Here is a 21,150-nt window from a genome sequence, read left to right as displayed (position 1 = left end):
GCCCTTGAAAGCCCTCGACGAACTGACCTTCGACAACCGCTTCGCCCGCCTGGGCGACGCGTTCTCGGCCCATGTGCTGCCCGAACCGATCGACAACCCGCGACTGGTCGTCGCCAGTCCTGCGGCGTTGGCGCTGCTGGATCTGGAACCGGCGACGGCCGACACCCAGGAATTCGCTGAACTGTTCGGCGGCCACAAGTTGTGGGCCGATGCCGAGCCGCGGGCGATGGTCTATTCCGGACATCAGTTCGGCGGCTACACCCCGCAACTGGGCGATGGTCGCGGGTTGTTGCTGGGCGAGGTCTATAACGAGGCCGGCGAGCACTGGGACTTGCACCTGAAGGGCGCCGGACAGACACCGTTCTCGCGCATGGGTGATGGCCGCGCGGTGCTGCGTTCGTCGATTCGCGAGTTTCTCGCATCCGAAGCGCTGTATGCGCTGAACATCCCGTCTTCACGCGCCGCGTGCGTGATCGGCTCCGACACCCCGGTGTGGCGCGAAAAACAGGAACGTGCCGCGATGGTGCTGCGCCTGGCGCCGAGCCACGTTCGCTTCGGGCATTTCGAATATTTCTATTACACCAAGCGTCCCGAGCAGCAGAAGCTGCTCGGCGAGCATGTGCTGGCGATGCACTTCCCAGGGTGCCTGGAGCAGCCGGAGCCGTATCTGGCGATGTTCCGCGAAATCGTCGAGCGCAACGCCGAACTGATCGCCAAGTGGCAGGCCTACGGTTTCTGCCACGGGGTGATGAACACCGACAACATGTCGATCCTCGGCATCACCTTCGACTTCGGCCCGTTCGCCTTCCTCGATGACTTCGACGCGAACTTCATCTGCAACCACTCCGACGATCAGGGCCGCTACTCGTTCAGCAATCAGGTGCCGGTCGGTCAGTGGAACCTCAGCGCCCTGGCCCAGGCCCTGACGCCGTTCATCAGCGTCGAAGCCCTGCGCGAAACCCTCGGTCTGTATCTGCCGCTGTTCCAGGCCCATTACCTCGACCTGATGCGCCGCCGCTTCGGCTTCACCACGGCAGAGGACGAGGACCAGCAATTGCTGGAGCAACTGCTGCAATTGATGCAGAACAGCGGCGTCGACTACACCTTGTTCTTCCGTCGCCTGGGCGAAGAGTCAGCCGGACAGGCCGTCGCCCAGTTGCGCGATGACTTCGTCGATATCAAGGGTTTCGATGCCTGGGGCGAGCGTTATGTCGCCCGTGTCGCGCGCGATGGCGCGACCGATCAGGAACAACGCCGGGCGCGGATGCATGCGGTGAACCCGCTGTACATCCTGCGCAATTACCTGGCGCAAAAGGCGATTGATGCTGCCGAGCAGGGTGACTATTCAGAAGTGCGCCGGTTGCACGCGGTGCTGAGCAATCCATTCGAGGAACAGCCTGGAATGGAAAGCTATGCGGAACGGCCGCCGGAGTGGGGCAAGCATCTGGAGATCAGTTGCTCGTCGTAAGCGGGAACGACTGAACCTTGATAATCGATCCGTACGGCTCCAGATCAGTCGTACGATCCCGTTTTATTCATTGAGCTGATCATGACCGACCCACTCCTCATCCCCTGCCCCTCCTGCAACGGCCTCAACCGCATTCCCGCCGAACGCCTCAGCGACCACCCAAAATGCGGGCGCTGCAAGTCAGAGGTGCTGTTGAACAAGCCGTTCGAACTCAAGCAAGGCGATTACGCCAGCCAGATCAAGGGCGATCTGCCGTTACTGGTGGACGTGTGGGCGGACTGGTGCGGGCCGTGCAAGTCGTTTGCGCCGGTGTTCGAGCAGGCCGCTGGGCAATTGGCAGGCAAGTGCCGGCTGGCCAAGCTCGACAGCGAGGCCAATCAGCAGTTGTCGGCGCAATTGGGGATTCGCTCGATTCCGAGCCTGATCCTGTTCAAAAACGGCCGTGAGGTGGCGCGGCAGAGCGGCGCGTTTCCATTGCCGCAACTGATGGCGTGGTTGCGCAGCCAAGGCATCTGACACACCACCCCATGTGAGAGCTTGCTCTCACATGGGTTTATTCAGGCGTCTTCGAGCAGGTTGTGCAGCTCGACGAACTGTTGCGTCAGCTTGTGCCGTGGATCGAGGTGGATCAGCGGCATGCTGGCCTGATGCGATTCGCGCATGCGCACTGAACTGGCGAGGTAGACCGGCAGCACCGGCAGGCCCTCGGCGATCAGTTCGTCGAGGATCTGCTGCGGCAGGCTGGCTCGGGCCTGGAACTGGTTGACCACGATGCCTTCGACCTCAAGGCCTTCGTTGTGGTCCTCCTTCAACTCGTCGATCTCGGCGATCAGACCGTACAGGGCCTGACGCGAGAAGCTGTCGCAGTCAAAGGGAATCAGTACCCGATCAGCAGCAATCAGCGCCGAAACCGCATAAAAGTTCAGCGCCGGCGGCGTATCCAGATAGATCCGGTCGTAATCTTCCGACAGCTCGTCGAGCAGCTTCCGCAGCTTGTTGATCTTGTGTTTGGCCTCAAGCTTGGGCTGCAAGTCGGCCAGCTCCGCCGTGGCGGTGATGATGTGCAGGTTGTCGAACGGCGTTTCGTAGATATCCGCCTGATTCTTTTTCGAGAACGGCCCGGAAGACAGGGTCTGCTTGAAGAAGTCGGCAATGCCCATCGGAATGTCATTACCGGTGAGCCCGGTCAGGTACTGAGTGGAGTTGGCCTGGGCATCGAGGTCCACCAACAGCGTGCGATAGCCCTCGCTGGCGCTGACCGCCGCCAGATTGCAGGCGATGCTGGATTTGCCCACGCCACCTTTCTGATTGAACACCACGCGCCGCATGACAAAACCTCCGTGTATCAAAGAATGACCGAGTGTAGTGTCGCCCAGCCCCGCTTCGCTACCTTCATGGACGCGGACTACAGAGTCAGACGCCAATATCTCAATGAACACGGCGCAAAGACTGCAACGGACTGCTGATCCGCCTGACAGAAAAAACCGGCGTGTTCTGGATAATGGCCAAGTGACATTTTTTACAATGTACCCTTCGGTCCATTTCAGCGCGCAAAATGTAACCAGCATTTGCTACACACTCGTCACACCGGGATAATGCGCACCACTCGGGGCCAAGCGCCACGCCACTTCCGGCAGGGTCAGCGCAACTGCGACGCTGGCAAAACAGCGTCACTTTAGCCCGCAGGGGCGGGATGAATGTCCGTGATCAACTTCAACATCGCCCAATGGCGCGCGTGGGCTCCCGGGCTCGACAGCGTGGACGCCTGGCAGGCCTGGAGCCGACAACCGGTCGTGCTCCCGAGCAGCGATGCCGCGCCCGATGTGTCGTTTCTTGCGGCCATGCAGCGACGCCGTCTCAGTCGCCTGGCGCGCATGGCCTTCAGTGTTGGCTGGCCGTTGGCCGAGGGGCGGGAAAACCTGCCGCTGGTGTTCATTTCACGCCACGGTGAAACCCCGCGTACGTTCGATATTCTCAGTGATCTGGCCAGCGAGCAGCCGCTGTCACCGACTCAGTTCAGCCTCTCCGTACACAACGCGATCATCGGTCTGTGGTCGATCATGCGCGGAGAAACCAGCGAGATGACGGCCCTTGCCGCCGCCGGCGACGGCCTCGAACACGGCATGCTGGAGGCCGCCGCGCTGTTGGACGAAGGCGCCCCGGCCGTACTGCTGGTGATCACCGAAGAACAACCTCCCGCGGCCTATTCGGCCTGGATCGATGACGTGCCGTTCCCATACGCGGTCGGCTTGCTGCTGACCCCCGGTACCGACTGGCGGCTGACCCTGAACAGCGCCCCGCCGGCACTGTCCAAAGCGCAATGGCCCCATGCATTGAGCCTGTTGCTAACCCTGCTCGGCCAGCAACCCCTTTGCCAACATGCCTGGAAAAATCGTGTATGGACCTGGCAACGCAACCCGTGACCGAAAAGCACCGCGACGCCTATTACTGGCGCTTGCTGGCCACCGCCCTCAGCTTTGCCCTGTTCGGGGTCGGTGGGCTGTGCCTGCGTTTGCTGGTGTTTCCGCTGCTGGGCTGCCTGCCCGGCAACGCGAAAGCCCATCGGGAGCGGGCACGACAGACCGTCAGTCGGCTGTTCTGGTTTTTCGTCCGGTTCATGGCCCGTACCGGTGTGCTGACCTATGACATCCAGGGCGCCGAACGCCTTGGCCGCCCGGGGCAGATGATCATCGCCAACCACCCGTCGCTCATCGATGTGGTGTTTCTGATCGGTCTGGTACGCCACGCCAATTGCGTGGTGAAGAAAAGCCTGTGGGAAAACCCTTTCACCCGCGGCCCGCTGCGCAGTACCGAATACATCAGCAACGACGGCAGCATGGACATGCTCGATGCCGCCGCCGACGCACTTCGAGACGGCCAGACCCTGATCATTTTTCCCGAAGGCACCCGCACCCAGCCCGGACAGGCACCGGCCTTTCATCGGGGCGCGGCGGCCATTGCACTGCGGGGTGCGAAAATCCTCACACCGGTCATCATCAAGGTCAGTCCGACCACTCTGACCAAAGCTGAACCCTGGTACCGCATCCCCAGGCGCCGTGTTCATTTCAGTTTTCGCGTCGGGGCCGATATAGACCCACAGACGTTTGTCGCGCAGGGCCCCGCACCACAGGCCTCGCGCAAGCTCAACGACTTTCTGCACCATTTTTTTATCAAGGAGCTCGCCGAAGATGAGCGATCTGCACCGTGAGATAAAACTGCTGATCATCGACGCCCTGGGCCTCGAAGACATCAGCGTCGACGACATCGGCGACAATCAGACGCTGTTTGGCGAGGGCCTGGGCCTGGATTCCGTCGACGCACTGGAACTCGGCCTGGCGATCCAGAAAAAGTACGGCATCAAGATCGACGCCGACGCCAAGGACACCCGCAACCATTTCACCAACGTGGCGAGCCTCGCGGCGTTCGTCACGGCAAAACAGGCAGCTTGAGACCGGACCATGCAAACTCGTGACGACATTTTCAACACCCTGCGCGATGCCCTGGTCGAGCTGTTCGAACTGGACCCGGCTCGCGTGAGCCTGGAATCGAACCTGTATCAGGACCTGGAAATCGACAGCATCGACGCCGTCGACCTGATCGACCACATCAAACGCCAGACCGGCAAGAAAATCGCCGCCGAGGAATTCAAGTCGGTGCGTACCGTCAGTGACGTGGTCGAGGCGGTCTACCGTCTGGTTCAACCGGCCGCATGAGCCGACTGATCGGCCTCGGCCTGCTGCTGGCGGGCCTGCTTTATCCCTTTGCGGTGTATTTCGGCATGGAGCACTTTGCGCCGTGGCAGTTCGGTCTGCTGCTGGGCAGCCTGTGGCTGGCCCGCGCGCTGACCGGCGAGCGCAAGCCCGGCAGCCTGTGGATGGCCTGCGTGGCCATCGTGTTCTGCCTGCTGCTGGCGCTGTTCGACAGCCCGCTGTTGCTGCGCTGGTATCCGGTGCTGATCAGCGGTTTCATGCTGGTGCTGTTCAGTCTGAGCCTGAAATACGGGCCGCCGATGGTTGAACGCCTGGCGCGGATTCGCGAGCCGCAGTTGCCGCCCGAAGCGATCCGCTACACCCGCCAGGTCACCGTGGCCTGGAGCGTGTTTTTCTTCTGCAACGGTCTGTGCGCCGCGCTGCTGACCCTTTGGGCGCCGCTGCACTGGTGGATGTTGTACACCGGCCTGATCTCCTACGGATTGATCGGCCTGATGTTTGCCATTGAATGGCTGGTACGACAACGGGTAAGAGGTCGCCCATGAACTGGATAAGACTTGAGCAACTGTTGCTCAAGGATCTGCCGGGACGCGCAGTCACTGTCGCGCCGGCACTCGATCACGGACATCTGCGCGAGCAGGCCCTGCGCCTGGCCGCCGGCCTGCAGGCCAAAGGCGTGCAACGCCTGGCCGTGCACCTGGAAGATGCCGCGGAACTGGCGATCGCCCTGCTGGGTGCCTGGCGAGCGGGCGCCAGCGTGTTGCTGCCTTCGGATCTGCAGGCCCAGACCCGCCAGCGCTGGTCGAGCGAAGTCGACCTGTGGCTGACCGATCACGCAGACGACGCGAACCTGAGCGACTTGCAGCACACCGCACTGACGGGCGCCGAACTGGATCTCGACCAGTGCCGCCTGAGTCTGTGCACCTCCGGCTCCAGCGGTGAACCCAAGCGCATCGACAAATCCCTGCGGCAACTGGCCAACGAAGTCCAAGCCCTGGAGCAACTGTGGGGAGCGGATCTCGGCGAGGCCTGCATCATCGGCAGCGTTGCCACTCAACACATTTACGGCCTGTTGTTCCGTGTGTTGTGGCCGCTGTGCGCCGGGCGCCCGTTCCTGCGCAAACAACTGGCCTTTCCCGAAGACCTGCAGCGCGCCAGCCGCGAACACCCGGCATTCGCCTGGGTCGCCAGCCCTGCACTGCTCAAGCGCATGGGCGACAACCTCGACTGGCCGGCCCTGAGCGCCGTGCGCCGGGTGTTTTCCTCCGGTGGCGCGCTGCCGGCAGATGCTGCGCAGAGTCTGCACCAGCGCTTGCAGCAGTGGCCGACGGAGATCCTCGGCAGCTCGGAGACCGGCGGCATCGCCTGGCGTCAGGGCCAACAGCTATGGCAGCCGTTTGCCGGTGTCGAGCTGAGCCAGGACGGCGACGGCGCACTGCTGATCGCGTCACCGTACCTGCCCGCCGGACACGTCGAACACACCGCCGATGCGGCACGCATTGCTGCCGATGGTCGCTTCGAACTGCTCGGGCGACTCGACCGGATCGTCAAACTCGAAGAAAAACGTATTTCCCTGCCGATGCTTGAACAGGCGCTGGTGGCCCACGACTGGGTCAGCGAAGCGCGTCTGGGCGTAGTACAGGAAAACCGTGCGTCCCTCGGCGCCTTGCTGGTGCTCAGCGAATCCGGCCTGTTTGCCCTGCGCGAACATGGCCGGCGCAGCCTCACCGAAACCCTGCGCCGTCACCTCGGCGAACATTGCGAAGCCCTCGCCCTGCCCCGGCGCTGGCGCCTGTTGCGACAACTGCCGCTGAACCCTCAGGGCAAGCTGCCCCAGGCCGAGGTCGAAGCCTTGCTGCTGGCGCCGCGTCCGAAGGCTCCGGAGGTTCTGGAACAGACCGAAACCGAGGGCGAGTGGAGCCTGCAACTGAGCGTGCCGCCAGACCTCGCTTACTTCAGCGGCCACTTCCCCAAGGCCCCGGTACTGCCCGGCGTGGTGCAGGTCGAGTGGGCGCTGAACCTGGGTCGGAAACTGCTGAACCTGTCCGGTGCATTCGCCGGGATGGAAGTGCTGAAGTTCCAGCAACTGGTGCGCCCAGGCGATGAAATCCAGTTGCACCTGCGCTTCGACCCCGAACGCGGCAAGCTGTATTTCGCCTACCGCAACGACACCGCGACCTGCTCCAGCGGGCGGATTCTGCTGGGGACTGTCAATGCATAATCCTTGCGCAGTCATCCCGGTCTACAACCACGAAACCGCGATCTCCGCGGTGGTCGACGCCCTGCTCGCCCAAGGCTTGCCGTGCATTCTGGTGGACGACGCCAGCAGCAAATCCTGCGCAGCCGTGCTGGATGTGCTGGCCGAACGCGAGCGGGTGTATCTGGTGCGCCTCACCACCAATCAGGGCAAGGGCGGCGCGGTGATGACCGGCCTGCGTGAAGCAGCGCGACTGGGCTTCAGCCACGCCTTGCAGGTCGATGCCGACGGTCAGCACGACTTGCAGGACGTCAGCCGTTTCGTCGAAGAATCCCGCGCCCATCCGCGAGCGCTGATCTGCGGTTATCCACTGTACGACGCCAGCGTGCCCAAGGGTCGCCTGTACGCCCGCTACCTGACTCACGTGATGGTGTGGATCAACACCCTGTCGCTGCAGATCCGCGACTCGATGTGCGGTTTCCGGGTGTATCCGCTGGAGCCGACCCTGGCGCTGATCGACTCGGCCCGGATCGGCAAGCGCATGGATTTCGACTCGGACATCCTCGTGCGCCTGTCCTGGCGCAACCAGCCGATGCGTTGGCTGCAAACCGGCGTGCATTACCCGCTGGACGGCGTGTCGCACTTTCGGATGATCCACGACAACGTGCTGATTTCGAGCATGCACACGCGCCTGTTCTTCGGCATGTTGCTGCGCTCGCCCGCCATCCTCTGGCGACGGTGGCGCGCATGACCGTCGAAACCGACAAGAAGCACTGGGCCGACCGCGAAGAACGCGGCAGCTTTGTGCTGATGAAATTCACCGCGTTCGCCGCCAGGGTTCTTGGCCGACGCCTGCTGAGCCCGCTGTTGTACGGCATCGTCCTGTACTTTTTCCTGTTCGGCCGCACGGCCCGGCGCAGTGCCTGGCAGTATCAGCAGCGCCTGGCCGACTGGAGCGGTCGCGGCGAATTGCGCCCAAGCCTGTGGCGCGTGTTCGGCCAGTTCATGGCGTTCGCCGATTCACTGCTCGACAAGCTCGACGTGTGGAACCGCAAGTTGCGCATCGAACAGATCGAAATCATCGACCCCGCGCTGCTGCGCAATCAGTTGCGTGGCAGTCGCGGGCAAATGCTGGTGGGCGCGCATCTGGGCAACCTCGAAGTGTGCCGGGCGCTGGCGGAGATCGGCGAAAAGGTCACCATGAATGTGTTGGTGCACACCAAGCACGCCGAACAATTCAATCGGCTGCTGGGTGAAGCCGGGGCGACCAATCTGCGGCTGATCCAGGTCAGCGAGCTGGACCCGGTGATCATGCTGCAACTGCACGAACGCCTGGAGCGCGGCGAATGGCTGGCGATTGCCGGCGACCGGGTGCCGCTGCACGGCGGGCGCAGCGTGACCGTGGACTTCCTCGGCCATCCGGCGCGGTTCCCGCAAGGCCCGTGGCTGCTGGCCGGCCTGCTGAAATGCCCGGTCAATCTGCTGATGTGCCTCAAGCAACCTGACGGACACTATCGCCTGACCCTCGAGCCGTTCACCGATGCCGTGACGTGGACGCGCCGCGATCGCGAACAGGTCATTCATCAGTGGGCGAGTCGCTACGCCGAACGCCTGAGTCACTATTGTCTTGAAGCACCGAAGCAATGGTTCAACTTTTACCCTTTCTGGAAGACCGATGACGACGCCAACCCATGAGCCGGTAACCTTCGGCGAACGCCCTTTGCGCATCGAAGACGTGCTGGCCCTGGCCAATCGTCAGGCGCCCGTGCAGTTGCAGAGCGACGCCGACTACCGTGAGCGCATCGCCAAAGGTGCGCGGTTCCTCGACTCGCTGCTGGACAAGGAAGGCGTGATTTACGGCGTGACCACCGGTTACGGCGACTCCTGCGTGGTTGCGGTGCCGCTGCATCACGTCGAAGCATTGCCACAGCATCTCTACACGTTCCATGGCTGCGGGCTGGGCAAACTGCTCGACGCCCAGGCTACCCGCGCGGTGCTGGCGGCGCGTTTGCAGTCGCTGTGCCACGGCGTGTCCGGGGTGCGCATCGAACTGCTGGAGCGCCTGCATGCGTTTCTTGAACACGACATCCTGCCGCTGATCCCCGAAGAGGGTTCGGTGGGCGCCAGCGGCGATCTGACGCCGCTGTCCTACGTCGCCGCGACCCTGTCCGGCGAGCGTGAAGTGATGTTCCAAGGTCAGCGCCGCCAGTCCGCCGATGTGCATCGTGAACTGGGCTGGACCCCGCTGGTGCTGCGCCCGAAAGAAGCGCTGGCACTGATGAACGGCACCGCCGTGATGACCGGCCTCGCTTGCCTGGCTTACGCCCGCGCCGATTACCTGCTGCAACTGGCCACCCGCATCACCGCGTTGAACGTGGTGGCGCTGCAAGGCAATCCGGAGCACTTCGACGAGCGCCTGTTCGCCGCCAAACCGCATCCGGGTCAGATGCAGGTGGCCGCGTGGCTGCGCAAGGATCTGGCGATCGACGCGCCGACCGCGCCGCTGCACCGGTTGCAGGATCGTTATTCCCTGCGCTGCGCACCGCATGTGCTTGGCGTATTGGCCGACAGCCTGAGCTGGCTGCGCTCGTTCATCGAGACCGAACTCAACAGCGCCAACGACAATCCGATCATCGACGCCGAAGCCGAGCGCGTGCTGCACGGCGGGCACTTCTATGGCGGGCATATCGCGTTCGCCATGGACAGCCTGAAAAACCTCGTGGCCAACGTCGCCGACCTGCTCGACCGACAACTCGCGCTGCTGGTGGACGAGCGTTACAACCACGGTTTGCCGAGCAACCTGTCCGGCGCCAGCGCTGATCGGGCGATGCTCAACCACGGTTTCAAGGCTGTGCAGATCGGTGCCAGCGCCTGGACCGCCGAAGCGTTGAAAAACACCATGCCCGCCAGCGTGTTCTCGCGCTCTACCGAGTGCCACAACCAGGACAAGGTAAGCATGGGCACCATCGCCGCCCGCGACGCCATTCGTGTGCTGGAGCTGACCGAACAGGTCGCCGCCGCCACCTTGCTCGCGGCCAATCAGGGCGTGTGGCTGCGCAGCCGTGATGAGGACGCGCGAGCGCTGCCATCGTCCCTGGCCGCCATGCACGAAGAGCTGGCCCAAGACTTCCCGCCAGTGATCGAAGACCGCGCTCTGGAAGGCGAACTGCGCCTGTGCCTGCAACGCATCGCCGAACAACACTGGAGGCTGCATGCGTAGCGCCGGAGTGCTTCACGCCGATACGGAAATCCTCGTGCCGTTCTTTGACGTCGACACCATGCACGTCGTCTGGCACGGCCATTACGTGAAATACCTGGAAGTGGCGCGCTGCGCGTTGCTCGACAAGATCGGCCACAACTACAACCAGATGGTCGACTCGGGCTACGCCTGGCCGGTGATCGACCTGCAATTGCGCTACGTGCGCGGCGCGGTGTTCGGTCAGCGGCTGAACGTGCGCGCCAGTCTGGTGGAATGGGAAAACCGCCTGAAGATTCACTACCTGATCACCGACGCCCGGACCGGCGAACGCCTGACCCGCGCCAGCTCCGTACAGGTCGCCGTCGAGGTGAGCAGCCGCGAGATGCAACTGGCCTCGCCGAAAGTCTTCACCGATGCCGTGGAAAGGATGCTGCGATGAATGTGTTCGTGAAATCCCTTGGGGTCCTGGCGCTGCTGACGCTGTCGTCGCTGGCCAACGCCTTCGACCTGCAACAGTTGGGCGATCAACTGGCGAAGCCGGACGTGATCCACGGCCAGTTCATCCAGGAAAAGCACCTGCGCGCCCTGCCCCAGCCGCTGATCAGCAAGGGCAGCTTCGTGCTGGCGAAAAACCACGGCCTGCTCTGGCTGCTGAAAACCCCGTTGCAGCAGGATTACCGCATCAGCGCCAAAGGCATCGCCCGTCGTGACGTAAACGGTTGGCAACTGTTGCCCGACAAGAGTGCCGGCGCCGAGCAGAACCGCTTGTTCCTCGCCGTGCTGCAAGGCGACAGCAGCGGTCTGCAACGGGATTTCGAACTGGCCCTGAGCGGTGATGCGCAGCAATGGCATCTGACACTGACCCCGCGCTCGGTGCTGCTCAAGCAGGTTTTCAATCAGATCAACATCACCGGCGGCACGCTGGTGAATACCATCGAACTGCTGGAAACCCAAGGCGACAGCACCGTGCTGCGCATGCAGGACAGCACCGCCGACCAACCGTTGAGCGACGCGGAGCAACATGACTTTGCCGAGTGAACGCAGGCTGCCCTGGCTGTTCCTGATTCTGCTGCTGGCGGTTGTCGCATTGGGCGCCTGGCAGTGGCGCGACGGCGCACCACTGTCGGCCAACCTGATGGAGCTGGTGCCCGGCACCCACCCGGACGCCGTCGAGCAGCGGGCCGAACAACGCATGCAGGATCCGCTCAACCGGGAAATGCTGGTGCTGGTCGGTCACACCGATCGCCAGCAAGCCGTTGCCATGGCCCAGACCCTGGGCGAGCAGTGGCAGGCCAGTGGACTGTTCGAAAAGGTCCAGTGGAATCTGCAAGCCGATTTGCCCGCGCTGCGCACGCAGTTGCTGCAAGGGCGGCTGGCGATGCTCTCGGCGGATGATCGGCAACTGCTGATCGAACACCCGGACGCCTTTATCCAGCAACGGGTGCAGGCGCTGTTCGATCCGTTCACCGGTTTCAGTCTGGTACCGAGTCAGGACGACTGGCTGGGCCTGACCGGACGCATCCAGAACAGCCAGCCACAACATGGCGCGGTGCAACTGGACATCGGCAGCGGTGCATTGATCGCCGATGCCGACGGCAAGAGCTGGGTGCTGCTGCGCGCACGCACCACCGGCAACGCCTTCGACATGAGCCTGCCGCTGCAAGTCGCCACGCTGCTGCAACACAGCCGCGAACAAGCAGCGAAATCCGACGTGCAACTGCTGGCCGCCAGCGGCCTGCTGTACGCCGCCAACGGTCAGCAGCAGGCGACCCGGGAAATGACCTGGGTCGGCGGCGGCGCCACGGTCGGCATTCTGCTGCTGTTGCTGCTCGCCTTCCGCCGCTGGCGGGTGCTGCTGGCGTTCATTCCGGTGCTGGTCGGCATGCTGTTCGGTGCAGTGGCCTGCGTGGCGCTGTTCGGGCACATGCACGTGATGACATTGGTGCTCGGCTCCAGCCTGATCGGCGTAGCCGTGGATTACCCGCTGCACTACCTGTCCAAGAGCTGGAGCCTCAAGCCATGGCGCAGTTGGCCGGCGCTGCGCCTGACAGTGTCAGGCCTGACCCTGAGCCTGATCACCAGCGCCATCGGCTATCTGGCGCTGGCCTGGACACCGTTCCCGGCCCTGACCCAGATCGCCGTGTTTTCCGCCGCTGGGCTGCTGGGTGCCTACCTGTCGGCGGTGTGCCTGCTGCCGGCGCTGCTGAGCGGCGTCGAGCTGCGCCCGGCGCAGTGGCCGCTGAGGCTGGCCGAACGCATGGTCAACCTTCGGGAAACCCTGCTGGAGCACGTGCGCACGCCGATTCTGTTCGCCCTGTTGATCGCCTTCTGCGCCGGCGGTCTGGTGCAACTGCAAAGCAAGAACGACATCCGCCAGTGGGTCGGCGCGCCGCAGCACCTGACCGATGAGGCGCAGGCCATCGCCCGCATCACCGGTTATCAACCGACCAGCCAGTTCTTCCTGGTGCGCGCAGAAAACCAGGAGCAACTGCTGGAACGTCAGGCAGCGCTGAGTGAGCGACTGGAGCAACTGGTCAACCTCGACAAGTTGCAGGGTTTTCTGGCGCTCAACCAATTGGTCAGTCCGCCCAGCCAGCAGCAACAGGTGCGCGAAGCCCTGAACAAGTTGCCGCAGTTCTGGCAGCCGCTGCTTGAAGTCGGCGTACCGCTGGCAGCCCTGCAAACCGAACTGACGCAATTGCAATCCCTGCCCGCCGAAGACATCGATGCCGCACTCGTCGGCCCTCTCGGCGAGCCTTACCGCACCTTGTGGCTCGGCCCGACCGAGGGCGGTGTGGCGGCGATGGTCAGCCTGCAAGGCCTGAACAACCCGGCACTGCTGCGGGTGCAGGCACTGGACTTGCCCGGCGTGGAGCTGGTGGATCGACTCGGTGACCTGAACCGGGTATTTGCCGAAACCCAGATCAGCGCCGCCGAACTGAAACTCGCCTCCTGCGTGCTGATCGTGCTGGTGCTGATCCTGCCGTTCGGCCTTGGCGGCGCGTTGCGCATCGTTTCCCTACCGCTGCTCGCGGCGCTCTGCAGTCTGGCCAGCCTCGGCTGGCTCGGTCAGCCGCTGACGCTGTTCAGTCTGTTCGGCCTGCTGCTGGTGACCGCGATCAGCGTCGATTACGCGATCCTCATGCGCGAACAGGTCGGCGGCGCGGCGGTCAGTCTGCTCGGTACTTTGCTGGCGGCGCTGACGACCTGGCTGTCGTTCGGCCTGCTGGCAGTGTCAAGTACGCCGGCGGTGAGCAATTTCGGGTTGTCGGTAAGCCTCGGGCTGGCCTTCAGTTTCATGCTGGCACCCTGGGCCGGGCGTCATGCTCATGCGGCGACAGTCGCGGAGCCGGCAGCATGATGGTCGTGGTCTTCTGGCTGATGGCGCTGGCGTTGTTCGCCGTGGCCACCCGCGTCGGCCGGCATTTCGGGTTGATTCCGATTGTCAGCCAGTTGCTGCTGGCCAGCTTCGTGCTGCCGCTGTTGATGTATTTCTGGATCGAACCGGGCTGGCAGCTCAGCGGCGCCGACCTGATTGCGCCGGCCTGGCTGAAGAATCTCTACAGCCTGAGTTTTGCGCTGTTGCTGGGGCACATTCTCAGCGACGTGATCGACCTGCGCCTGGATCGCCAGAGCGTGAAAATCGCCGTGCCGAGTTTCGCCGTGCCGTTCGCCTGCGGACTCGCAACGACGTACTGGCTGCTGCCAGCGCAACCATGGATCACCTCGTTGGCGATCGGTCTGGTGTTCGCCATCACCGCGATCCCGGTGTTGTACCTGTACCTGCGCCACATCGACTACCCGCCCGCCGCCACCCGGCGTCTGGTGCAGACCGCGATCCTGATCGACCTGACCTGCTGGACCCTGTTCGGCCTCGCCCAGGGCAGCCTGCACCTGAGCAGTCTGTTGCTGCCGCTGGGGCTGGCCTGTGTGCCATTGCTGCTACGGGTGTTCGGCATCCTCCGGCCGCTGACTTACAGCCTGGTTTTTTTTGCGCTGTTGGTGCTGGCCGAGCACTACAAGCTCAATGCACTGATTTTCGGCATCGGCTACCTGCTGTGCATGGCCGCACTGAAGGTGCCGTTGGTGTTGCCGCTGCCGGCACGCTGGATGAACCGTTTGCAGACGTCGATTGCGATCCCGCTGATCCTGACGTTCGGCATTGTGCAGATCGATGTGCACAGCGTCCTCGCCAGCCTCGGCGTTGTGCAATGGACAGCACTGCTGCTGTTGCCGATCGCCAGCAAACTGCTCGGCAACTGGCTGGGTCTTGGCTGGGCCGGCGCATCGTTCGAAGGCGCCAGTCGCTGGCGCGAAAGCGTGCTGCTGAACATTCGCGGCTTGAGCGAAATCGTTTTTCTCAACCTGCTGTTGCAACAACAGATCATCAGCCCGGCGCTGTACTTTGCGCTGATGCTGATGGGGCTGATCGCGACGCTGTTGCCGGCCTTCATCGGCCTGCACCGCAGGTCACTGAACCCTATTGCCGTACCCGGGAGCTCCCGTGCCAATCGTTGAAATGGAATCCCGTCAGGTCGTGATCATCGGCGCCGGCCCGTCGGGCGCCATCGCCGCCGCGTTGCTCAAGCGCAAGGGGCACGACGTGCTGGTCATCGAGCGCCAGCATTTTCCGCGGTTTTCCATTGGCGAAAGCCTGCTCAGTCATTGCCTGGATTTCGTCGAAGAAGCGGGAATGCTCGACGCCGTGAACGCCGCTGGGTTCCAGCGCAAGACCGGCGCGGCATTTGCCTGGGGCGAGCACTACAGCGCGTTCGATTTCGGCGATACATTCACCGGCGGCAAACCGACCACCTTCCAGGTACAACGCGCCGACTTCGACAAACTGCTGGCCGATCAGGCAGCGTTGCAAGGCGTGGAAATCCGTTATGGCGACGCCATTGTCAGCGTCGACTTCGAGCGTCCGCGTCCGCAACTCGATGTGCGTCGCGAAGACGGCAGCGAGTACCGTGTCGAGGCTGATTTCGTGCTCGATGCCAGCGGCTACGGCCGGGTGCTGTCTCGCTTGCTCGATCTGGAAGCACCGTCGAATTTCCCGGTGCGCCAGGCTGTGTTCACCCATGTCGAAGATCACATCGACCACCCGGCCTTCGACCGCGAGAAAATCCTCGTCACCACCCACCCGCAGCATCGCGACATCTGGTTCTGGACAATCCCGTTCAGCAACGGTCGCTGCTCGGTGGGCGTTGTCGCTGCCGCTGAACATTTCAACGGTCGCGACGCCGATCTCGATGCCTGCCTGCGCGGTTTCATCGCTGAAACCCCGAGTCTGGCCAAAGTGCTGAACAACGCCGTGTGGGACACCCCGGCGCGTACCCTTGGCGGTTATGCAGCCAACGTCAAAACCCTGCACGGCCCAGGTTTCGCGCTGCTGGGCAACGCGGCGGAGTTTCTCGATCCGGTGTTTTCTTCCGGCGTGACCATCGCCATGCGCTCGGCGAGTATGGCCGCCGGCGTGCTGCATCGGCAGTTGCAGGGCGAAACCGTGGATTGGCAAAGCGAGTTCGCCGAACCGCTCAAGCGCGGCGTCGATACCTTCCGCTGCTATGTCGAGGGCTGGTACGCCGGCACCTTCCAGGACGTGATTTTCCACGAGCAAGGCTCGGCGCAAATCCGTCGCATGATCTGCTCGATCCTCGCCGGTTACGCCTGGGACGAACGCAACCCGTTCGTCAGCGAAGCGCGTCGCCGGCTGAAGATGATCTCCGAACTCTGTGCAAAGGACGCCCCATGAATTACTTGAGCGACAGCTACGTCGAGGAAACCCGTTTCGGCTTCTGGTTCCTGCGCAGCCACACCTGGCAGCACCATGTGTTGCGCGTGGCGATCAACGACTTGCGCGGGTTGTTCAGCGAATCGCTGCCGGCCAGTCCGGTGCTGCTGGATGCGGGATGCGGTCAGGGCAAGTCGTTCGGCCACCTGCGCCAGACCTTCGCACCACAGCGTTTGATCGGCGTCGATGCCGACCCGCACAGCCTGGAATTGAGCGCCGCCGAAGCAGCGCGCCAGGGGTTTGCCGTCGAGCTGATCGGCAGCGACTGCGCGACACTCAATGTCCCGGATGCGAGCGTCGACCTGCTGTTCTGTCACCAGACCTTTCATCACCTCGTGGAACAGGAAAAAGCCCTGGCCGAGTTCTATCGGGTGCTCAAACCCGGAGGTTATCTGCTGTTCGCCGAGTCCACCGAGGCATACATTGATACGTGGGTCATCCGCTGGTTGTTCCGTCATCCGATGCACGTGCAGAAGAGTGCGGCGCAATATCTGGAGATGATCCGCCAGCAGGGATTCGAGTTCGCCGAGCGGAATGTTTCCTATCCGTACCTGTGGTGGAGCCGTGCAAAGGATTTTGGCCTGCTGGAACGTTTTGGCCTGCGCAAACCGAAGCCGTTTGGCCAGCGTGAAGAAACCCTGGTCAATGTCGTGGCGCGCAAACCGCTGGAAGAGGTCGTCTGATGCTGCGTGTTCTGCTGCTCGCCTGCGTCCTGCTGCTGACCGCTTGCGCCAGCCAGGCGCCGCTGCCTGTGGATAACCCTACGCTGCCCTTGCCGCTGCAACTGCACATCGAGCGCCAGCAAGCCGGGCAGCGTCAGGACTGGTTGCTGGTGATCCAGCGCGAGGGCCCGGGCATCCGCTGGTCGATGATGGATCCGCTGGGCATCCCCCAGGCCCGTCAGCAACTGATCGACGGACGCTGGCAGGCTGACGGCCTGCTGCCGCCGAATCCGGAGGCCCGGGAGTTGTTCGCCGCGCTGTTGTTCGCCCTGACACCTGCCGGCGAGCTGTCGCGCAATTACCCCGCGGCGCAACAGCACGACGGGCAACGTTCCCTGCCGGCACGCTGGAACATCCGATATTCACAACCGTCGAGCTTCGAATTGAATCTGCCACAAGGCCCGCACTATCGCGTGTCTCCCTTAGGTGAATCGACGCCATGACCGCCTACCTCAACGCCCTCGGCGTGATCTGTGCCCTGGGCCGTGACAAGCAGCAAATCGCACACCACCTGTTCGCCGGCAATTGCTCGGGCATACGCCACGAGGCTGGCTGGGTGCCGGAGCGCGAGCTGCCGGTGGCCGCCGTGCGCGGTGATCTGGCGCTCATTCCGCCGCAGATGGCCGCGCATAAAAGCCGCAACAATCAGCTGCTGCTGGAAGCCGCGTTGCAGATTCGCGACGACATCGACGCCGCCATTCAGGCCTACGGCCCGGAGCGTATCGGTGTGGTGCTCGGCACCAGCACTTCGGGCATCGACGAGGCCAGCCGGGGTCTGGCGCATTACATTCGCGACCAGCAGTTCCCGGCCGATTACGACTATCGGCAACAGGAACTCGGCGCCCCGGCGACCTTCCTCGCCGACTGGCTGCAACTGAGCGGCCCGGCCTACGTGATTTCCACCGCATGCACCTCCAGCGCCCGGGCCTTGATGAGTGCACGACGCCTGCTGGATCTGGGGCTGTGCGATGCGGTGCTGTGCGGTGGTGTCGACAGTCTTTGCAAACTGACCCTCAACGGCTTCTCGTCGCTGGAAGCGGTATCCGACCAGCGTTGCAATCCGTTCTCCGCCAACCGCAACGGCATCAACATCGGCGAGGCGGCGGTGCTGTTCGTGATGAGCAGACAGCGCGGCGAGGGCCCGGCCATTGCCCTGCTGGGCGCCGGCGCCAGTTCCGACGCGCACCACATTTCCGCGCCGGAACCGTCGGGTCGTGGCGCGTTGCAAGCCATGCAACAGGCGCTGGATCGCGCACAACTGCAAGCCGCGCAAATCAGTTACCTGAACCTGCACGGCACCGCCACCCAACACAACGACGCCATGGAAAGCCTGGCCGTTGCCACCCTGTTCCCGCAGGGCGTGGCCTGTTCCTCGACCAAACCCATGACCGGCCACACCCTCGGGGCTGCCGGAGCGCTGGAGGCCGCGTTCTGCTGGCTGAGCCTGAGTGCCGACAACCCCGACCGCGCCTTGCCGCCCCACGTCTGGGACGGCCAGGCCGACCCCGACCTGCCAGCGCTGAAGTGGGTGACCGCGAGCGAGCGCCTGGCGTCCATTGCACCCCGCTACCTGATGAGCAATTCGTTTGCCTTCGGTGGCAATAACGTCAGCCTGATTATCGGAGATGCACCATGAATGACTGGCCGCTCGCCGAATTGCTGCCCCACGCTGGCGACATGATTCTGATCGACCGGATCCTCGGCTTCGACGACGAGCAGATCCACACCACCCTCACGGTCAAGCCCGATGGCCCGTTCAACCTGCCCGACGGCAGCCTGCCGGCATGGGTCGGCGTCGAATTGATGGCGCAGAGCGTCGCTGCATTTGCTGGCTGCCATGCACGGCAGAAAGGCAATACGGTGGAGCTGGGCTTTCTGCTTGGCACCCGCAAGTTCGAATGCAATGTCGAGGCATTCCCCGTCGGCTGTGAACTGACCGTCCATGGCATCCGCTCGCTGGAAGACGACAACGGCATGGGCGTGTTCGAATGCCATATCACTGCGCCCGGCATCGAAGCCAGCGCCCGGCTGAACGTGTTCCGCCCGCCGCAGGCCGACCAATATCTTCAACAATCCAGGGAGTCGAACGATGACTGAATCCGTACTGGTCACCGGCTCCAGCCGTGGCATCGGCCGCGCCATCGCACTGCGTCTGGCCAGGGCCGGCCACGATATCGTCGTGCATTGCCGCAGTGGCTTGAGCGACGCACAAGCCGTGCAGGCCGAAATCGAAGCCTTGGGCCGCCATGCGCGCATCCTGCAATTCGACGTGGCTGAGCGCGAAACCTGCAAAGCCATCCTCGAAGCCGACGTCGAAACTCACGGCGCCTATTACGGCGTGGTGCTGAACGCCGGTCTGACCCGCGACGGCGCGTTTCCGGCCCTGAGCGATGACGACTGGGACGTGGTATTGCGTACCAACCTCGACGGCTTCTACAACGTCCTGCACCCGGTGATGATGCCGATGATCCGCCGCCGCGCCGCCGGTCGCATCGTTTGCATCACCTCGGTCTCCGGGTTGATCGGCAACCGTGGCCAGGTCAACTACAGCGCTTCGAAGGCCGGCGTGATCGGCGCCGCAAAAGCGTTGGCGATCGAACTGGCCAAGCGCAAAATTACAGTCAACTGTGTCGCGCCGGGCCTGATCGACACGGCCATGCTCGACGAAAACGTGCCAGTGGAAGAACTGATGAAAATGATCCCGGCACAACGCATGGGCACCCCTGAAGAGGTGGCCGGTGCGGTGAATTTCCTGATGTCGGCGGAAGCGTCATACATCACCCGCCAGGTCCTGGCGGTCAACGGAGGCTTGTGCTGATGAAGCGCGTTGTCGTCACCGGCATGGCCGGCATTACCTCGCTGGGCAGCGACTGGGACACCATCGCCGGCAATTTTGCGGCCAACCGCAGTGGCATCCGCCGGATGGACGAGTGGGATCGTTTCAGCGAACTCAACACCCGACTGGCCGGGCCGATCGATGATTTTCTGGTGCCGGCGCACTGGACCCGCAAGCAACTGCGCAGCATGGGTCGGGTTTCGCGGCTGGCCGTCGGCGCTGCCGAAAAGGCACTGGCCGATGCCGGCCTGCTGGGCGACGAATCGATCAAGGACGGGCGCATGGGCGTGGCCTGCGGCTCGTCCACCGGCAGCACCGACGAGATCAAGGCGTTCGGCAACATGCTGCTGAACTCGGTGGCCGAAGGCCTGAACGCCAACTCCTATGTGCGGATGATGCCGCACACCACCGCGGCGAACATCAGTATCTTCTTCGGCCTCACCGGCCGCCTGATCCCGACCTCCAGCGCCTGTACCAGCGGCAGCCAGGGCATCGGTTACGCCTACGAGGCGATCAAGTTCGGACGCCTGCCGCTGATGCTCGCCGGTGGTGCCGAAGAGCTGTGTCCGACTGAGGCCATGGTGTTCGACGCGCTGTATGCCACCAGCCTGAAAAACGATGCGCCGCAAACCTCGCCACGCCCGTACGACAAGGGCCGCGATGGTCTGGTGATCGGTGAAGGCGGCGGCATGCTGGTGCTCGAAGAGCTCGAACACGCCCTCGCGCGCGGTGCGCACATTCACGCCGAAATCGTCGGTTTCGGCAGCAATGCCGACGGCCAGCACACGACCCGGCCGGAACAGATCACCATGCGCCGCGCCATGGAGCTGGCGCTGGAAGACGCCAGTCTGGAACCCGACGCCATCGGTTACGTGAACGGTCACGGCACCGCCACCGAACAGGGCGATATCGCCGAAACCCTGGCCACCAGCAGTCTGTTCGGCGAACACATGCCGATCAGCTCGCAGAAAAGCTTCCTCGGTCACACCCTGGGTGCCTGCGGTGCGCTGGAGTCATGGTTCAGCATCGAAATGCTCAACCGTGACTTGTACGTACACACGCTCAACCTCGACGAGGTCGATCCGCACTGCGGCAAGCTCGACTACCTGCGCGGCGAATTCCGCCAGATGCACCACGACTACGTGATGAACAACAACTTCGCGTTTGGCGGGGTCAACACCTCGCTGATCTTCCGCCGCTGGACGCCACCGAATTAATCCAGGTCAA

At 63.3% G+C, this 21,150-nt stretch carries 23 protein-coding genes; 22 read left to right on the top strand and 1 reads right to left on the bottom strand.

The genetic code is table 11. The annotated features are described in order from the left end of the window. Window positions 1-4 precede the first annotated feature (4 nt). Entirely contained in the window at window positions 5-1,468 is a 1,464-nt protein-coding gene (gene selO / locus C6Y56_RS02185; protein WP_169428539.1) for a protein adenylyltransferase SelO, read from the top strand. 81 nt (window positions 1,469-1,549) lie between these two features. Further along, window positions 1,550-1,984: a thioredoxin TrxC gene (gene trxC / locus C6Y56_RS02180; RefSeq protein WP_169428538.1), complete on the top strand. Its 435-nt coding sequence runs from the start codon at window positions 1,550-1,552 to the stop codon at window positions 1,982-1,984. Window positions 1,985-2,025: 41 nt separating this feature from the next. Here the strand turns inward: trxC and C6Y56_RS02175 are convergent, their stop codons facing one another. Beyond that, window positions 2,026-2,796: a ParA family protein gene (locus tag C6Y56_RS02175; RefSeq protein WP_169428537.1), complete on the bottom strand. Its 771-nt coding sequence runs from the start codon at window positions 2,794-2,796 to the stop codon at window positions 2,026-2,028. Between the two features lie 369 nt (window positions 2,797-3,165). On the opposite strand from C6Y56_RS02175, the gene C6Y56_RS02170 reads away from it, so the two are divergent. Genes C6Y56_RS02170 through C6Y56_RS02075 form a run of 20 tightly spaced genes read left to right on the top strand, consistent with a single transcriptional unit; the run spans window position 3,166 to window position 21,140 of the window. Continuing rightward, on the top strand, window positions 3,166-3,891 hold the full coding sequence (locus C6Y56_RS02170) for a beta-ketoacyl synthase chain length factor (RefSeq protein WP_169428536.1): 726 nt from the start codon (window positions 3,166-3,168) through the stop codon (window positions 3,889-3,891). Continuing rightward, window positions 3,867-4,676 carry a lysophospholipid acyltransferase family protein gene (locus tag C6Y56_RS02165; protein WP_169428535.1) on the top strand — a complete coding sequence of 270 codons (810 nt, stop codon included), beginning with the start codon at window positions 3,867-3,869 and terminating at the stop codon, window positions 4,674-4,676. The genes C6Y56_RS02170 and C6Y56_RS02165 overlap by 25 nt, the downstream gene beginning before the upstream one ends. Next, window positions 4,657-4,917: a phosphopantetheine-binding protein gene (locus tag C6Y56_RS02160; protein ID WP_169428534.1), complete on the top strand. Its 261-nt coding sequence runs from the start codon at window positions 4,657-4,659 to the stop codon at window positions 4,915-4,917. The genes C6Y56_RS02165 and C6Y56_RS02160 overlap by 20 nt, the downstream gene beginning before the upstream one ends. 9 nt (window positions 4,918-4,926) lie before the next feature. Further along, window positions 4,927-5,181, top strand: a complete 255-nt coding sequence (locus C6Y56_RS02155; protein ID WP_007947135.1) for an acyl carrier protein — start codon at window positions 4,927-4,929, stop codon at window positions 5,179-5,181. Further along, window positions 5,178-5,723 carry a hypothetical protein gene (locus C6Y56_RS02150; protein ID WP_169428533.1) on the top strand — a complete coding sequence of 182 codons (546 nt, stop codon included), beginning with the start codon at window positions 5,178-5,180 and terminating at the stop codon, window positions 5,721-5,723. Before C6Y56_RS02155 ends, C6Y56_RS02150 begins: the two co-directional genes overlap by 4 nt. After that, the gene (locus tag C6Y56_RS02145) at window positions 5,720-7,399 is read left to right on the top strand and encodes an acyl-CoA synthetase family protein (protein WP_169428532.1); all 1,680 of its coding nucleotides are present in this window, start codon (window positions 5,720-5,722) and stop codon (window positions 7,397-7,399) included. Before C6Y56_RS02150 ends, C6Y56_RS02145 begins: the two co-directional genes overlap by 4 nt. Continuing rightward, entirely contained in the window at window positions 7,392-8,126 is a 735-nt protein-coding gene (locus C6Y56_RS02140; RefSeq protein WP_169428531.1) for a glycosyltransferase family 2 protein, read from the top strand. The genes C6Y56_RS02145 and C6Y56_RS02140 overlap by 8 nt, the downstream gene beginning before the upstream one ends. Beyond that, on the top strand, window positions 8,123-9,070 hold the full coding sequence (locus C6Y56_RS02135) for a glycosyl transferase (RefSeq protein WP_169428530.1): 948 nt from the start codon (window positions 8,123-8,125) through the stop codon (window positions 9,068-9,070). Before C6Y56_RS02140 ends, C6Y56_RS02135 begins: the two co-directional genes overlap by 4 nt. Further along, window positions 9,051-10,595, top strand: coding sequence for an HAL/PAL/TAL family ammonia-lyase (locus C6Y56_RS02130; protein WP_169428529.1), 1,545 nt, complete (start codon window positions 9,051-9,053; stop codon window positions 10,593-10,595). The genes C6Y56_RS02135 and C6Y56_RS02130 overlap by 20 nt, the downstream gene beginning before the upstream one ends. After that, window positions 10,588-11,013 carry an acyl-CoA thioesterase gene (locus C6Y56_RS02125; RefSeq protein ID WP_169428528.1) on the top strand — a complete coding sequence of 142 codons (426 nt, stop codon included), beginning with the start codon at window positions 10,588-10,590 and terminating at the stop codon, window positions 11,011-11,013. Before C6Y56_RS02130 ends, C6Y56_RS02125 begins: the two co-directional genes overlap by 8 nt. Further along, on the top strand, window positions 11,010-11,612 hold the full coding sequence (locus tag C6Y56_RS02120; RefSeq protein ID WP_169428527.1) for an outer membrane lipoprotein carrier protein LolA: 603 nt from the start codon (window positions 11,010-11,012) through the stop codon (window positions 11,610-11,612). The genes C6Y56_RS02125 and C6Y56_RS02120 overlap by 4 nt, the downstream gene beginning before the upstream one ends. Then, on the top strand, window positions 11,596-13,935 hold the full coding sequence (locus C6Y56_RS02115; protein ID WP_169428526.1) for an MMPL family transporter: 2,340 nt from the start codon (window positions 11,596-11,598) through the stop codon (window positions 13,933-13,935). Before C6Y56_RS02120 ends, C6Y56_RS02115 begins: the two co-directional genes overlap by 17 nt. Continuing rightward, window positions 13,932-15,092: a sodium:proton antiporter gene (locus tag C6Y56_RS02110; protein ID WP_169428525.1), complete on the top strand. Its 1,161-nt coding sequence runs from the start codon at window positions 13,932-13,934 to the stop codon at window positions 15,090-15,092. The genes C6Y56_RS02115 and C6Y56_RS02110 overlap by 4 nt, the downstream gene beginning before the upstream one ends. Then, window positions 15,079-16,326: an NAD(P)/FAD-dependent oxidoreductase gene (locus C6Y56_RS02105; protein ID WP_169428524.1), complete on the top strand. Its 1,248-nt coding sequence runs from the start codon at window positions 15,079-15,081 to the stop codon at window positions 16,324-16,326. The genes C6Y56_RS02110 and C6Y56_RS02105 overlap by 14 nt, the downstream gene beginning before the upstream one ends. After that, window positions 16,323-17,048, top strand: coding sequence for a class I SAM-dependent methyltransferase (locus C6Y56_RS02100; RefSeq protein ID WP_169428523.1), 726 nt, complete (start codon window positions 16,323-16,325; stop codon window positions 17,046-17,048). The genes C6Y56_RS02105 and C6Y56_RS02100 overlap by 4 nt, the downstream gene beginning before the upstream one ends. Beyond that, the gene (locus C6Y56_RS02095) at window positions 17,048-17,530 is read left to right on the top strand and encodes a hypothetical protein (protein WP_169428522.1); all 483 of its coding nucleotides are present in this window, start codon (window positions 17,048-17,050) and stop codon (window positions 17,528-17,530) included. Before C6Y56_RS02100 ends, C6Y56_RS02095 begins: the two co-directional genes overlap by 1 nt. Next, on the top strand, window positions 17,527-18,723 hold the full coding sequence (locus tag C6Y56_RS02090) for a beta-ketoacyl-[acyl-carrier-protein] synthase family protein (protein WP_169428521.1): 1,197 nt from the start codon (window positions 17,527-17,529) through the stop codon (window positions 18,721-18,723). Before C6Y56_RS02095 ends, C6Y56_RS02090 begins: the two co-directional genes overlap by 4 nt. Next, window positions 18,720-19,184 (top strand): hotdog family protein, encoded by a 465-nt coding sequence (locus C6Y56_RS02085; RefSeq protein WP_169428520.1) that lies wholly within the window; start codon window positions 18,720-18,722, stop codon window positions 19,182-19,184. Before C6Y56_RS02090 ends, C6Y56_RS02085 begins: the two co-directional genes overlap by 4 nt. Further along, entirely contained in the window at window positions 19,177-19,905 is a 729-nt protein-coding gene (fabG, locus tag C6Y56_RS02080; protein ID WP_169428519.1) for a 3-oxoacyl-ACP reductase FabG, read from the top strand. The genes C6Y56_RS02085 and fabG overlap by 8 nt, the downstream gene beginning before the upstream one ends. Continuing rightward, the gene (locus C6Y56_RS02075) at window positions 19,905-21,140 is read left to right on the top strand and encodes a beta-ketoacyl-ACP synthase (protein WP_169428518.1); all 1,236 of its coding nucleotides are present in this window, start codon (window positions 19,905-19,907) and stop codon (window positions 21,138-21,140) included. The genes fabG and C6Y56_RS02075 overlap by 1 nt, the downstream gene beginning before the upstream one ends. The last annotated feature ends 10 nt before the right edge of the window (window positions 21,141-21,150 follow it).

Origin of the sequence: Pseudomonas fluorescens (genome assembly GCF_012974785.1) — a bacterium.
Lineage (GTDB): Bacteria > Pseudomonadota > Gammaproteobacteria > Pseudomonadales > Pseudomonadaceae > Aquipseudomonas > Aquipseudomonas fluorescens_BT.
Note: the sequence above shows the minus strand (reverse complement) of the source record. Positions and strands in the feature narration are given on the sequence as shown.